Raw genomic sequence first — 13,851 nt, 5'->3', positions numbered from 1 at the left:
CCCATGACAGCATACAACGACTTGATGGCCTTTCAGCGCGAAACCTCGGCCCTGGGCCAGATTGCCGGTAGGCTCGGCTGGGACCAGGAAACGGTGATGCCGCGCGGTGCCGCGCCGCAACGGGCCGAGGAAATGGCAGCGATCGAGGCTGTATTGCATGCTCGCCGCTCTGACTCTCGCGTTGCCGAATGGTTGGAGCAGGCCGCACCGCAAGATGAGGTCGGCAAGGCACAACTGCGTGAGATACGCCGCGCCTATGACCGCGCGGTGAAGGTGCCCGCCGATCTGGCGACGGCGATTGCACGCGTGACATCCGCCGCGCAGGGCACATGGGCCCAGGCGCGAGCGGACGAAGATGTCTCAGCCTTCCTGCCGGTGCTGGAAGAAGTTGTCTCGCTGAAACGGCAAGAAGGTGAAGCGCTGGCACAGGGTGGCGACGTTTATGACGCGATGGTCGAGGATTACGAGCCCTACACAACCGGCGCTCAGATCGCTGCGATCTTTGACGAAATGCGCCCACGTCTGGTGGCTCTTCGCGCCGCCGTTCTGGATCGCCCGGAACCTGTCGCGCTGACCGGCAACTTTGACGAACTGACCCAGATGCGCCTGACGCAGAAACTGGCAACGACATTCGGCTATGACCTGAACAATGGCCGCGTCGACAAGGCTGTGCATCCGTTCAGCTCGGGCAGCGGGCTGGACGTTCGGATCACCACTCGCACCAGCGAGACCGATCCGTTCAACTGCTTTTACTCGACCATTCACGAGGTTGGCCACGCCGCCTATGAGCAGGGCATCGACCGCGATTACCTGCTGACCCCGCTGGGACGTGGTGTGTCGATGGGTGTGCATGAAAGCCAAAGCCGGATTTACGAAAACCAGCTGGGCCGCTCGCGCGCCTTTACCGGATGGCTGTTTGACCAGATGAAAGAGGCGTTCGGTGATTTTGGCATCGCCGATGCAGATGCGTTCTATGCCACCGTCAACCGCGTCCACAACGGCTATATCCGGACCGAGGCGGATGAGGTGCAGTACAATCTGCACATCATGCTGCGGTTTGATTTGGAACGCGCACTGATGGCCGGTGACTTGCAGGTCGGCGACCTTGAAGCCGCCTGGAACAACCGCTTCAAAGCAGATTTTGGTTATGCGGTCGACAAGCCCTCGAATGGATGCTTGCAGGACGTACACTGGTCGGTTGGCCTGTTTGGCTATTTCCCGACCTATTCACTGGGCAATGTATATGCCGGATGCCTGTATCAAGCACTGCGCGCGGCAATTCCCGGACTTGAGGGGCAGTTGGCAGCTGGCGATACTTCCGGGGCGACCGGTTGGCTTCGAGAGCATGTGCAGCAGCATGGAGGACTGTACGCGCCCCGCGAAATCATTCAGCGCGCCAGTGGGGTGGAACCAGGGCCGGAGCCGCTGTTGGCTTATCTGGAGCAGAAGTTCGGGGCGTTGTACGGGCTTTGAGGCGTGTTCGTGGCGCTCCGGCGTTACACTGGCCCTGACGGTACCATTTCGATACGCAAGGCAACAGCGGCGAAGAAAAGGCCGCTTCCTGCCAATACAAACACGTGCCAGATGGTGTTGTGGTAGGGCAGCCAGTCCAGAAGGTAAAATACCACGCCTGCGGTATAGATGAGGCCTCCGGCGATCATTAAAGTAAGGGTAAGGGGTGAAAGTTCGGCCAACATGGATTGTCCGGCCCAAACCGCTGCCCATCCCATCAGAAGATACAGCGCCAGCCCGAACCAGCGGAAGCGGTTCGGGTCGATCATCTTCAGAACAGAGCCCAGCGTCGCAGAAGACCACAGCCCCAGCAAAAGTCCCGGAGGTTGTGAAGACGAGAGCAGCAGGAACGGCGTATAAGTTCCTGCGATCTTCACATAGATACCCGAGTGATCAAGGCGGCGCAGAAACTCTGCCCACTCATCATGCTCGATCATGTTGTAGAGCGCCGAGAACGTCAGCATCAAAACCAGAGTTATTCCATAGATCGAGGCGCCCAAAACCGCCGCCGGGTCTGACCGATAGAAGACTGTCATGATGATCAGCATAGGCGCTGCGATCACCGCCGAAGAAACACCCAGCACATGAACAACACCGTCACTTATTCGCTCAGCACGGCTGTAGGCAGGTCGGATATGGGCGAATGACCACATATCGAAATGCTAGGCGTGCCGGGTCTGCTGGGGCAAGCCCACCCTCGTGCCGTTGGCAGGAACGTGACACTGAGTAACAAAAACGCCCGCAATACGGGCGTTTTGTTACACTTCTGTAGTGCTTTGTTATTCCTCGGCTTCTTCGTCACCCTGATCGGCGATCCAGGCCACACTGACGACTTCTTCGCCTTTACCGGTGTTGAATACACGCACACCACCCGCGCTGCGGGAGCGGAAGGAGATGCCCTCGACCGGCACCCGGATCGATTGGCCTTTCGAGGTAGCCAGCATGATCTGATCGTCGATTTCTACGGGGAAGGAGGCAACCAGTTCGCCACCGCGCATGGCTTTGTCCATCGCCGCCACACCCATGCCACCGCGACCGCGGACAGGGTAGTCGTGACTGGAGCTCAGCTTGCCCGCGCCGCCCGACGTGATGGTCAAGATCAGGTTCTCGGCTGCCGACATCTCGGCATAGCGTTCCTGCGTGATACTGCCAGGCGCGGCTTCGTCCTCGTCCGTTTCGCCGTCATCCGCAATGCCCGCGACTGCGCGGCGCATCTTGAGGTAGGCGGCGCGTTCGTCCGGGTCGGCCTCGAAATGGCGAATTACGGACATCGAGACGACACGGTCGCCATTGCTCAGCCTGATGCCGCGCACACCGGTAGATTCGCGCGAATTGAAAACGCGCACATCAGTGGTCCGGAAGCGGATCGCACGGCCCGAATTGGTGACCAGCATCACGTCTTCATCTTCTGAACAGATGCGGGCGTTTACCAGTTCCACATCCTCGGGCAGTTTCATCGCGATCTTGCCATTGCGGCGAACGTTCGTGAAATCTGACAGACGATTGCGGCGGACATCACCTGCACTGGTGGCGAAGACGATTTGCAGGTTCTCCCACTCTTCATCCGGCACATCCACGGGCATGATCGCCGCGATCGAAACACCGGTCGGGATCGGCAGGATGTTGACGATCGCCTTGCCCTTACCGGTCCGGCTGGATTGCGGCAGACGCCAGGTCTTGAGCTTGTAGACCATGCCTTCGGTGGTGAAGAACAGCAGTTGCGTATGCGTGTTCGCCACGAAGAGATTGGTGACAACATCCTCTTCCTTGGTCTGCATACCCGACAGGCCTTTGCCGCCACGCTTTTGCGCCCGGAAATCGGCCAGCGGGGTGCGTTTGATGTAGCCGCCTGAGGTGACAGTCACGACCATATCTTCGCGTTCGATCAGGTCTTCGTCTTCCATATCACCGGACCAGTCAACGATCTCGGTGCGGCGGTCGACGGCGAACTGCTCGCGCACGCTGCGTAGCTCATCGGCGATGATGCCCATGATGCGCTCACGCGAAGACAGAATATCCAAGTATTCCTTGATCTTGTCGGCCAGTTCTTCCAGTTCGTCCGTGACTTCCTTGACACCCAGTTGGGTCAGACGCTGCAGCCGCAGTTCGAGAATGGCGCGGGCCTGTACCTCGGTCAGGTTATAGGTGCCGTCGTCATTCATCTTGGACAGCGGATCGTCGATCAGGCGTAGATAGCCTTCGATCTCGGATGCAGGCCAGCGGCGGGTCATCAGTTTCTCGCGCGCTTCAGCAGCGTCTGCCGACGAGCGGATCGTGGCAACCACTTCGTCAACATTCGAAACGGCCACGGCCAGACCACACAGAATGTGACTGCGCTCACGCGCCTTGCGCAAGTCATAGGCTGTGCGGCGGGCAACAACATCTTCGCGGAAGTCGATGAACGAGGTCAGGAAGCGGCGCAGGGTCAGCTGTTCAGGCCGACCACCGTTCAACGCCAGCATGTTGCAACCAAATGAGGTCTGCATCGGCGAGAAGCGGTAGAGCTGGTTCAGCACCACTTCGGGCGTTGCATCGCGTTTCAGTTCGACCACGACACGCACACCATTGCGGTCGGATTCGTCCTGTACGTGGCTGACGCCTTCGATGCGTTTTTCGCGCACGGCTTCGGCGATCTTTTCGATCATCGAGGCTTTGTTCACCTGATAGGGGATCTCGTCGACAACGATGGCATACCGATCCTTGCGCAGCTCTTCTACGCGGGTCTTGGCGCGGATGATAACGCTGCCACGGCCTTCAAGGTACGCTTTGCGCGCACCTGAGCGGCCCAGCATCACACCGCCAGTCGGGAAGTCGGGGCCGGGCACATACTCGATCAGTTGCTCTGATGTCAGATCCGGGTCGTCGATCAGCGCCAGCGTGGCATCGACCACTTCGCCCAAGTTATGCGGTGGGATGTTGGTTGCCATACCCACGGCAATACCACCGGCACCATTGACCAGCATGTTCGGGAAACGGGCGGGTAGGACGGTCGGCTCTTTGTCTTTGCCGTCATAGTTGTCCTGAAAATCGACGGTTTCTTTTTCGATATCGGCCAATAGGGACGCGGCGGGCTTGTCCATCCGTACTTCGGTGTAACGCATCGCCGCCGGGTTATCGCCGTCCATTGAGCCAAAGTTGCCCTGACCATCAAGCAGCGGCAGCGACATCGAGAAATCCTGCGCCATCCGCACCAGCGCGTCATAGATCGCACTATCACCATGCGGGTGGTACTTACCCATCACGTCGCCAACCGGACGGGCCGACTTGCGATAGGACTTGTCATGAGTGTTCCCGGTCTCATGCATCGCGTAGAGAATACGCCGATGCACCGGTTTCAGCCCATCGCGCAGATCGGGGATCGCACGGCTGACAATGACCGACATCGCATAGTCCAGATAGGACGTGCGCATTTCGGATTCGATGGATACCGTCGGGCCGTCATAAACGGGGCGCTCGGGCGGGGTTTCGTCCATGTTTTCAGGGATTTCTGGCGTATCGCTCACGTAGGCTGCCCGTGTCTTGTTCTTGATCTATATCTTGTGGATACACTTTATCAGACCCGGCATATAAGGTGCAAGCAAGCAACCGTTCCCCGGCCAAATTAGGTCGGTAACACCTGAGTAACATATTGTTATCTAAGTATTAGGACAGTTCCGTGTTACTCTGAGTAGACCTTGTAACAAGATTGGAGGTCTGCATGGCGCAAAGTGAAACTGAACTCATGCTTAAGGGGTACGGGCTGACCACTGCGGAATTTTTCTACCACATGCCCGACTATATTCACGTACTGAACACGTTTATTTGGCAGGATTACGACCTTGCTCCGGACCATCCGAAGCTGTTCGAATTCGTAGAATTCTGGCAGAAAGAGATTGAAGGTCCGCTGCACTCGGTCAGGTTCACGCACCGTAAAATGATCGCGCCTGGGGAATGGCGCAACATGGTGGGTGAGTTTCGGGTGAACTAGCCCTCAGGCCGAACAACTCGCGCCGCCCAATACACAGAATTTGGCGCAGTGCGGGTGGTTCAGATGCACGTCGGCCTCGGCCTCTTCAAGGGTTTCGCCCAATTCAAACTCCGGTGAATAAGGCAGCAGCGTACAGGCCAGCACTACCGGGCGCTCGGCGCCTTTGCGTTTGACGACCATACGCGAGCTGGCGCACATCACCGCATCGGGGGATTTGTCCAGGATGCCCCAGCAAGCGGCTGTAATTTCAGGAACTTCAACTGTTTCGTCCATCTCGGGAAACAAAACTGTTTGGCCCGGATTTTGCGCATCAATGTCAAAGCCGTGCTTGGCAAAGAATGCTGCATACCCCGCGCGGCTTTCAGCGTCGCTATCCCCCCAGACTGAGCGCCCGGCAATTGCCATCCTAAAGCCGTTGTCCCGCAACCACTCCATCCCCGTCAGAGTTTTGGCAAAACTGCCTTTGCCGCGTTCTTCGTCATGCAGATCGGGGCGGTAGTGGTCGACGGAGACACGCAGCGTCAGTTTTTCTGCGTAGTCGCGCTGTAATTCCAGCAAACCCTCGCGCATTTTGCGGCGCATCATCGGCCGCATTGCATTGGTCAGGATCAAAACTTCGTACCCACGCTCTAGCGCGACGCGCGTCATCTCGATCATCTCGGGGTTCATGAAGGGCTCACCACCAGTAAAGCCTATCTCGCGGATCGGCCATTGGCGCTGTTCGATCTGATCCAGATAGTCGCGGACTTCGTCGGCGGTGATGTAAACCAGAGCATCGTTGGTTGGGCTGCTGGCGATATAGCAGTTTACGCACTCGATGTTGCACAGCGTTCCGGTGTTGAACCAAAGGGTTTCGGGATGAGTCAGCGCAACGGACGCGCGCGTTTGCCCGTCTGCTGTCACCAAACTGTTCTGAAACTTCCCGATATTCGCAGCCTGTAGGGCGTTGTCTTTCATTCCGGCATCCGGTTCTGTGCTTGTGCCAAACCGACTTAACCGTTCGTGCCGGTTTAGTTAAGAGCATCTACCCCTCGCTGACAGAGTTTTGATGTGGGAAGAAAGTTGCTGATTGGTTGCGCTAACATTGGACATGCCCCAAGCGGCAAGGTAAGGAAAAGCCATGGTTTCTCGTGTCATACCTGTTGACCCATTTGATCTGGTCATATTCGGCGGAACCGGCGATCTGGCACAGCGCAAGATCGTTCCGGCCCTGTTTCGGCGTTACTGCGCCGGGCAGTGGCCCGAGGCCACCCGGATCATCGGCGCAGCGCGGGGCGCTCTGACCGTTGATGGCTTTCGCGAGATGGTGGCCGAATCGTTGCGCCAGCACGCACCGAAGCGGGCAAAAGATCAGGAGGCTGTGAACGGTTTTCTTCAGCGCGTGGAGTATGTCCCGCTTGACGCTTTGTCCGAAGATGGTTGGGCCCAGTTGGCCGAAATGCTGAATGCGGATCGTATCAGGGCCTTCTATTTCTCGGTAGGCCCCCGTTTGTTTGGCCCGCTGGCCGAACAAATCAGGGCGCACAATCTGGCCACCCCGCAAACCCGTATCGTCGTCGAAAAGCCTTTTGGGCACGATCTGGAAAGTGCACGCGCGTTGAATGCGACACTGGCGGCGCATTTTGACGAAGGGCAAATCTATAGGATCGATCATTATCTGGGTAAGGAAACCGTTCAGAATCTGATGGCCGTTCGGTTCGGCAACATGCTGTTCGAACCGCTTTGGAACAGTCAGTATGTCGATCACATTCAGATCACTGTGGCCGAGACCGTCGGCATTGACGGTCGTGAAGAATATTACGAGCGCGCCGGCGCCATGCGCGACATGATGCAGAACCATCTGATGCAGCTTTTGTGTCTGATCGCGATGGAACCACCCGCAAAATTTGACCCGGACGCGGTGCGCGATGAGAAACTCAAGGTCATACGCGCGTTGGATTCGGTTGAGCCGCACCATATCGTACGAGGTCAGTTTGCAGGCGGTGCCGATGGCCGGGGGTATCGTGAAGTTGTCGGCAATCAAAGGACGACGACGGAAAGCTACATCGCATTGCGCGCACATATCAGCAATTGGCGTTGGGCGGGTACACCGTTCTATCTGCGCACGGGCAAAGAGCTGGTGGCGCGGTCCTCGGTCATCAATGTGATGTTCAAGGATGCTCCGCATTCGATTTTTGGCGAAGAGGCCGGGCGTCATGCGAATGCCCTGTCGATCCGGTTGCAGCCCAATGAAGGCATCACTTTGAAAGTGACAATTAAAGAGCCGGGGCAGGGAGGCATGCGTCTGGTTGACGTTCCGCTGGACATGAGCTTTGCCGAAGCGCTTGGGCCTGAAAACCAGGATCCACCCGACGCTTATGAGCGGCTGGTGATGGATGTCATTCGCGGCAACCAAACCCTGTTCATGCGCGGCGATGAAGTAGAAGCCGCATGGGCCTGGACCGATCCGATTATCGCGGGCTGGGAGGCGCGCGGTGATGTTCCCAAACCCTATGAAAACGGCAGCACCGGCCCGGGCGACGCCGAGCTGCTGATGAAACGAGACCACCGCCGCTGGCAAGGAATAAATCCATGAATATCAAAGAATACGCCGATCGCGACATGCTGGCGATTGATGTCGCGAATGCATTGGCCGGAGATCTTGAGGCCGCATTGCTACATCATGATACTGTCTCGTTGGCCGTTCCGGGCGGAACCACACCGGGGCCGATCTTTGATGGATTGTGCGCTGCGGATCTGGAATGGGATCGTGTGCACATACTGCCGACCGATGAAAGATGCGTGCCGGGTGATCACGAGCGTTCGAACGAGAGGTTGATCCGGGAACGGTTGCTGACCAGTCGCGCATCCATTGCACAATACATGCCGCTCTATGTTGCGGAACATGAGCCTGAGGCGGTTTTGCCCGAGATCGAAAGCCTGATTAACCCGCATCTGCCGCTATCGGTTCTGGTGCTGGGTATGGGTGAGGACATGCATACCGCCTCGCTCTTTCCGGGGATGCAGGGCTTGTCTGCTGCTCTGAACAACAACGCCCCGACACTGGCGGTAGCGCGGACCGACGTGCAGCCCGAAGCGCGTATCACGCTGACGGGTCCGGTTCTGGACGGCGCTCTGTCCAAGCATCTCGTCATATTCGGAGAAACTAAACGGAATGCCCTGGATCGTGCCATGTCATTGCCACCCGAGGAAGCTCCGATCGCGGCCGTGCTCAGCGGCATGACCGTACATTGGGCGGAGTAATCACGATGCAGCTGGATCAATTGAACTCACTCGCAGCCACACAGACGGGCCGTCGGATACTCGATCTGTTTGACGCCGATCCAAACCGGGCGCAGGGTTTCTCGGCTTCGACCGGAGATCTGCTGTTTGACTATTCGAAGACACAAATCGACGAAGATATCCGCGCGGCACTGATCCAGCTTTGCGATCAAGTCGAATTGGCAGAGCGTCGGGCCGCGATGTTCTCCGGTGAAAAGATCAACGAAACCGAAGGCCGGGCTGTATTGCATACCGCGCTACGCAATCTCGACGGAGGCCCGGTCGAGGTCGATGGTCAGGATGTAATGCCGGACGTACTGGGCACTTTACAGCGAATGCGCGTCTTTGCCGAAGAAGTGCGTGGCGGGGCGATCAAAGGGGCAGGGGGCAGCTTTACGGATGTGGTCAATATTGGCATCGGCGGCTCGGACCTTGGGCCGGTGATGGCGACGCATGCCTTGGCACCTTATCACGACGGGCCAAGGCTGCATTATGTCTCAAACGTGGATGGTGCGCATATTGCGGATACGCTGCGCCCGCTTGATCCGACACGGACTCTGGTGATTGTCGCGTCGAAGACTTTTACGACCATCGAGACGATGACCAATGCACGCACGGCGCGGGCTTGGATGGTCGATGGTGGCGGTGATCCGGCGCGGCAATTCGCAGCGGTCTCCAGCGCTGTTGACAAGACTCAGGCCTTCGGGATTCCCGAGGCGCGGGTGTTTGGCTTCGCGGATTGGGTCGGCGGGCGGTACTCGGTCTGGGGGCCGGTCGGACTGCCGGTAATGATCGCCGTTGGCTCGAACGCGTTTGACGCGTTTCTACGGGGCGGTCAGGCGATGGATATGCACTTTCAATCCGCCGAATGGGCAGAAAACCTGCCAGTTATGCTGGCGCTTGTGGGGGTCTGGCATCGTCAGGTGCTTGGGCATGCCAGCCGCGCAGTTCTGCCATATGATCAGCGTCTGCTGCGCCTGCCTGCCTATTTCCAACAGCTTGAGATGGAATCGAACGGTAAATCTGTCGCGATGGATGGCAGCGCGCTGACCATGCCTTCAGGTCCGGTTGTCTGGGGCGAACCCGGCACAAATGGGCAGCATGCATTTTATCAGTTGATCCATCAGGGCACCGATGTGATTCCCTGCGAATTCATGGTTGCAGCAAACGGGCATGAGCCGGAACTGGCCCATCATCATCGCCTTCTATTGGCTAATTGCTTGGCCCAGTCCGAAGCGCTAATGCGGGGTCGGTCGCTGGATGTTGCACGCGCACGCATGGCCGAAAAGGGCCTGACAGGCGACGAGTTGGAGCGTCAGGCACGCCATCGTGTGTTTTCGGGCGACCGCCCGTCAACCACGCTGATCTATCCGCAGCTTACCCCGTTTGTGCTGGGTCAAATCATTGCGCTTTATGAACACCGTGTGTTTGTCGAAGGCGTGCTGCTCGGAATCAACTCGTTCGATCAGTGGGGCGTTGAGCTGGGCAAGGAGCTGGCAACGTCTCTGGGACCGATCGTGGACGGTGAGGTTAGCGCCGATGGCAAAGATGGCTCGACCTCGGCGCTGGTTGGATACGCCTTGCGACATCGCGGTTGACGCGGCACCCTGCCGCACTCTCTTATTGTCAGACAATTGAATTCTTGGCAGGGTTGTTGCCAAGACATAACGGCGCGGCCAAGCGCTGACGATGGGAGGAATGTCCATGCTGGGACAGATGATGACGCAGCCTTTGCTGATTTCGTCGCTGATTGAACATGCTGAACGTTATCACGGGCAGACCGAGATCATCTCGGTCGAGACCGACGGAACCGTGACCGAGACCAACTGGTCCGGGATCGCGCAGAACGCCCGACGGATGGCTTCGGCGTTAGAGAAACTGGGGCTGCAACCGCAGGATCGCGTGGGCACGCTGGCCTGGAATAACCGCCGCCACCTTGAGATCTACTATGCGGTGTCCGGCGCGGGCTTTGTCTGCCACACGATCAACCCGCGTCTGTTTCCCGAACAACTAACCTATATCATCAACCACGCGCAGGACCGTGTCCTGTTCTTCGATGCGACTTTCCTGCCATTGGTCGCCGCGCTGCAAGAGCATCTGACCGAGGTGCAGTACTATGTGCTGATGGGTGCGCGGGACGAGGCTGCGCTGTCTCAGGTGCCGGGGTTGGTTTTTTATGACGAGATGATTGAAACCGGTGATACAGACTACGCGTGGCCCAGCTTTGATGAAAACACTGCCTCCAGCCTCTGTTATACTTCGGGTACCACTGGGAACCCCAAAGGCGTTCTCTATTCCCACCGCTCTACAGTTCTGCATAGCTTCGCGTCGAACACGCGCGACGTAATCGGCTATTCCGCCATGGATGTGGTGATGCCGGTGGTGCCAATGTTCCACGTCAACGCTTGGGGCTCGCCCTATGCCAGCGCTATGTCTGGTTCGCGAATGGTGATGCCGGGGCCGGGATTGCATGGCGAGGCATTGGTCAATCTGATCGACACATATGGCGTCACGCTGGCGATGGGCGTACCGACCATTTGGCAAGGTCTGCTGGCCCATGCCGCGACATGCGGGACCAAGTTGAAAAGCCTCAATCGTACTGTAATCGGTGGTGCGGCATGCCCGCCCTCAATGATTGAAACGTTCCGCGAAACCTATGGCGTCGATACCGTCCACGCCTGGGGCATGAGCGAAATGAGCCCGCTGGGCACGACGAATTATCCGATGGCCAAACATCTGGACATGCCCATCGAAGCGCAACACAAGCTGCGCGAAAGCCAGGGCCGCCCGCCCTTTGGGGTTGAACTGAAAATTGTTGATGATGATGGCAACGATCTTCCTCATGACGGCGAAACGCAGGGCGATCTGATGGTGCGCGGCCATTGGGTTCTGGACAGTTATTTCCACATGCAGGACGAGGACTTATTGCAAGAAGGCTGGTTCGCGACTGGCGACGTTGCAACACTGGACCCAGATGGGTTCATGACCATCCGCGACCGGTCGAAGGACATCATCAAATCGGGGGGTGAATGGATCAGCTCTGTCGAGTTGGAGAATATCGCGGTCGCACACCCTCAGCTAGCGACGGCTGCCGTTGTGGGCGTGCCGCATCCGAAATGGGACGAACGCCCGCTCTTAGTAGCAGTGAAGGCCGAGGGCGAAGAACCGACCGAGCAGGATTTGTTGGCATTCTTCGACGGCAAAATCGCCAAATGGCAGGTGCCCGACAAGGTCGTGTTCGTCGACGCCTTGCCCCTTAACGCGACCGGAAAGGTCCTGAAGCGCACGTTGCGCTCGGATTTCAGTGATGCGCTGATGGGATAAGTGCCAGTCTGGGAAGAATGGCTCCGGCGGTAGGGATCGAACCTACGACCAATTGATTAACAGTCAACTGCTCTACCGCTGAGCTACGCCGGAACTGAGGGGCGTGTATCAACAGGTAAAGTGGAGGTCCAGATGCAAAAACGTTTTTTTGTGGGTGAAGTGCACGGCCTCTCATCTAATTCGGAGGCGACTCAGTGTGGACCTTCCCTAATAGCGTAGCCAACGGCCTATTTGAGCCCGCTTCGACCAATGCTGCGCGATGCTCCAACGACATCAATGCGCAGAAAGCCGACGTCGGCCGCTTTCGAGGCGGCCTAAAGCAGTGCACAGTTACCCAATTGGATGGCTACCTGCAGCTGCGTCAGAGCGGCCGTTCTAAGGCCTCCAAATTGAGTAGGAGCGGTTCTTACTTGATTAAGACTGCCCCCTATGAGTTTCGACTACATCCCAGAAAGCCCAGCATTAGTGTTCAATAGAAACTGGCGGAAAATCGGGCTGCTTGCCGCCCCAATCCCGCGGGCGTTTTCTCCGACAGCCGCAGCTTCTACAACCGGAGGAATCAAACCGCGTTTATCTTGGTTGACTAGGTAACGACGAACCCGTGAGACCAGCTCCTCACGTATTTCAGATGGGAATGCACCGTCGATAAAAATTGCCTCAAAGTCGATGACCGCGCAAATAGACAGCGCAGCTTTGGCCAGTTCCTGCGCGGTGGTACCGATCCATGGTTCGACATAGCGAGAAATGCCGCTCCAGTCCTGCGGCTTTTTCCACAAAATTCCCGGATCAACACCCGCTTCTATCAACCTGTCCTCGAGCAGGAACAGCGATGCAGTGTCAATCAGTTGCTGGCTTTCACCCAAAGGACCCGTCGTCCGCATGGCACCCAAGGCACCGGCATTGCCTTGGTTGCCCTCAAATACGGTGCCATTCAATGCAACGCCTCCGCCAATCATTGAGCCTATGAAGAAATAAAAATAGTCTCGATACTCAGCCCCGCGGCCATAGAGGTGCTCCGCGTGACACGCGGCAGTAGCATCATTGACCACAAAGACCGGCAGTTCGCTGAACTTGGCCACCTCGGAAAAGAAGTTCACGTTTCTCCAGGACCTGAATTTCTGAGCCGCAAGCCCAGAAAGGTCGTGCCACTTCCACAGCTCGAACGGTGTTCCGATTCCAATCCCGCATACACGGTCCCGAAGTTTCTGGGGTTCATTGGCCAGAAGCTCTTCCAATCCTACCTCCAGAAACCCGAACACTGCTTCGGGTAGCGGGTAGTCATAAGTCGTCGAGAGCTGTTGGCGTGGCTTACCGGTGAAGTCGATCAAAAGAAGATCGGCGCTGCGGCGACCGATCTTCATTCCCACCGACAGAATGCCTTCGGGATTGAGCTCCATGGGGATCGAAGGTTTCCCAACTTTGCCCTTCAACGGCGTCCCACGTTTGAGAATCTCGTCCTTTTCGAGCTTACGCAGAATGATCGACACGGTCTGGGGTGACAGGCCCGTCAGCCGCGCGACGTCCGCCCCGGCAGCAGGTCCATGCCGTTGTAAAACCGTCAGAATGAGGCGTTCGTTATGATCACGAACACCGCTTTGGCTTACCCCGCCGGTTAGTATTTTCAACGCCTCTCTTTCCATAACCTTAAACATAAACACCTTGTTTTCTTATGAAAAGATACGTGGGCAAATTAATAAATAAACTTTATTTATTTATTGACACAGAGGCTAGAATCACGGTTTCTTGAACGGGACCTTCATTGGAGGATGGAGGCCCGCCTTGTCGCT

At 57.3% G+C, this 13,851-nt stretch carries 10 protein-coding genes and 1 tRNA gene; 6 read left to right on the top strand and 5 right to left on the bottom strand.

Features of this window, described 5'->3' with window-relative positions:
• Positions 1-3: 3 nt before the first annotated feature.
• The gene (locus ACR0CZ_RS11780) at positions 4-1,473 is read left to right on the top strand and encodes a carboxypeptidase M32 (RefSeq protein WP_170396921.1); all 1,470 of its coding nucleotides are present in this window, start codon (positions 4-6) and stop codon (positions 1,471-1,473) included.
• 23 nt (positions 1,474-1,496) lie between these two features.
• Here ACR0CZ_RS11780 and trhA read toward each other — a convergent pair whose 3' ends face one another.
• Both trhA and gyrA read right to left on the bottom strand, forming a co-directional pair.
• Positions 1,497-2,165, bottom strand: coding sequence for a PAQR family membrane homeostasis protein TrhA (gene trhA / locus ACR0CZ_RS11775; RefSeq protein ID WP_170396930.1), 669 nt, complete (start codon positions 2,163-2,165; stop codon positions 1,497-1,499).
• 126 nt (positions 2,166-2,291) lie between these two features.
• Positions 2,292-5,015 carry a DNA gyrase subunit A gene (gyrA, locus tag ACR0CZ_RS11770; RefSeq protein WP_170396932.1) on the bottom strand — a complete coding sequence of 908 codons (2,724 nt, stop codon included), beginning with the start codon at positions 5,013-5,015 and terminating at the stop codon, positions 2,292-2,294.
• Between the two features lie 194 nt (positions 5,016-5,209).
• Between gyrA and ACR0CZ_RS11765 the strand changes: the two genes are divergently transcribed.
• Entirely contained in the window at positions 5,210-5,479 is a 270-nt protein-coding gene (locus tag ACR0CZ_RS11765; RefSeq protein ID WP_039535770.1) for an usg protein, read from the top strand.
• A 3-nt stretch (positions 5,480-5,482) separates the two neighbouring features.
• Here ACR0CZ_RS11765 and ACR0CZ_RS11760 read toward each other — a convergent pair whose 3' ends face one another.
• Positions 5,483-6,436, bottom strand: coding sequence for a radical SAM family protein (locus ACR0CZ_RS11760; protein ID WP_170396933.1), 954 nt, complete (start codon positions 6,434-6,436; stop codon positions 5,483-5,485).
• Positions 6,437-6,599: 163 nt separating this feature from the next.
• Between ACR0CZ_RS11760 and zwf the strand changes: the two genes are divergently transcribed.
• The 4 genes from zwf (at position 6,600) to ACR0CZ_RS11740 (ending at position 12,064) form a co-directional block, all read left to right on the top strand.
• Positions 6,600-8,054, top strand: a complete 1,455-nt coding sequence (gene zwf / locus ACR0CZ_RS11755) for a glucose-6-phosphate dehydrogenase (RefSeq protein WP_170396935.1) — start codon at positions 6,600-6,602, stop codon at positions 8,052-8,054.
• Positions 8,051-8,722 carry a 6-phosphogluconolactonase gene (gene pgl, locus ACR0CZ_RS11750; protein WP_170396937.1) on the top strand — a complete coding sequence of 224 codons (672 nt, stop codon included), beginning with the start codon at positions 8,051-8,053 and terminating at the stop codon, positions 8,720-8,722. The genes zwf and pgl overlap by 4 nt, the downstream gene beginning before the upstream one ends.
• 5 nt (positions 8,723-8,727) lie before the next feature.
• On the top strand, positions 8,728-10,338 hold the full coding sequence (gene pgi / locus ACR0CZ_RS11745) for a glucose-6-phosphate isomerase (RefSeq protein ID WP_170396938.1): 1,611 nt from the start codon (positions 8,728-8,730) through the stop codon (positions 10,336-10,338).
• 106 nt (positions 10,339-10,444) lie between these two features.
• A complete protein-coding gene (locus ACR0CZ_RS11740; RefSeq protein ID WP_170396987.1) occupies positions 10,445-12,064 on the top strand; it encodes a long-chain-fatty-acid--CoA ligase in 1,620 nt (539 codons plus the stop codon).
• An 18-nt stretch (positions 12,065-12,082) separates the two neighbouring features.
• On the opposite strand, the gene ACR0CZ_RS11735 is transcribed toward ACR0CZ_RS11740, so the two are convergent.
• Together ACR0CZ_RS11735 and ACR0CZ_RS11730 are read right to left on the bottom strand one after the other, a co-directional pair.
• Positions 12,083-12,157, bottom strand: a tRNA-Asn gene (locus ACR0CZ_RS11735).
• Positions 12,158-12,504: 347 nt separating this feature from the next.
• Positions 12,505-13,704, bottom strand: coding sequence for an ROK family transcriptional regulator (locus ACR0CZ_RS11730; protein WP_170393677.1), 1,200 nt, complete (start codon positions 13,702-13,704; stop codon positions 12,505-12,507).
• Positions 13,705-13,851 lie beyond the last annotated feature (147 nt).

It is taken from the genome of Ruegeria sp. H9 (assembly GCF_056532915.1).
Note: the sequence above shows the minus strand (reverse complement) of the source record. Positions and strands in the feature narration are given on the sequence as shown.

What these genes read in the sequence shown, in the direction of transcription:
- ACR0CZ_RS11780 (WP_170396921.1), top strand. Translation starts at nt 4, where the DNA reads ATGACAGCATACAACGACTTGATGGCCTTTCAGCGCGAAACCTCGGCC.
- trhA (WP_170396930.1), bottom strand. Translation starts at nt 2,165, where the DNA reads ATGTGGTCATTCGCCCATATCCGACCTGCCTACAGCCGTGCTGAGCGA.
- ACR0CZ_RS11765 (WP_039535770.1), top strand. Translation starts at nt 5,210, where the DNA reads ATGGCGCAAAGTGAAACTGAACTCATGCTTAAGGGGTACGGGCTGACC.
- ACR0CZ_RS11760 (WP_170396933.1), bottom strand. Translation starts at nt 6,436, where the DNA reads ATGAAAGACAACGCCCTACAGGCTGCGAATATCGGGAAGTTTCAGAAC.
- zwf (WP_170396935.1), top strand. Translation starts at nt 6,600, where the DNA reads ATGGTTTCTCGTGTCATACCTGTTGACCCATTTGATCTGGTCATATTC.
- pgl (WP_170396937.1), top strand. Translation starts at nt 8,051, where the DNA reads ATGAATATCAAAGAATACGCCGATCGCGACATGCTGGCGATTGATGTC.
- pgi (WP_170396938.1), top strand. Translation starts at nt 8,728, where the DNA reads ATGCAGCTGGATCAATTGAACTCACTCGCAGCCACACAGACGGGCCGT.
- ACR0CZ_RS11740 (WP_170396987.1), top strand. Translation starts at nt 10,445, where the DNA reads ATGCTGGGACAGATGATGACGCAGCCTTTGCTGATTTCGTCGCTGATT.
- ACR0CZ_RS11730 (WP_170393677.1), bottom strand. Translation starts at nt 13,704, where the DNA reads ATGGAAAGAGAGGCGTTGAAAATACTAACCGGCGGGGTAAGCCAAAGC.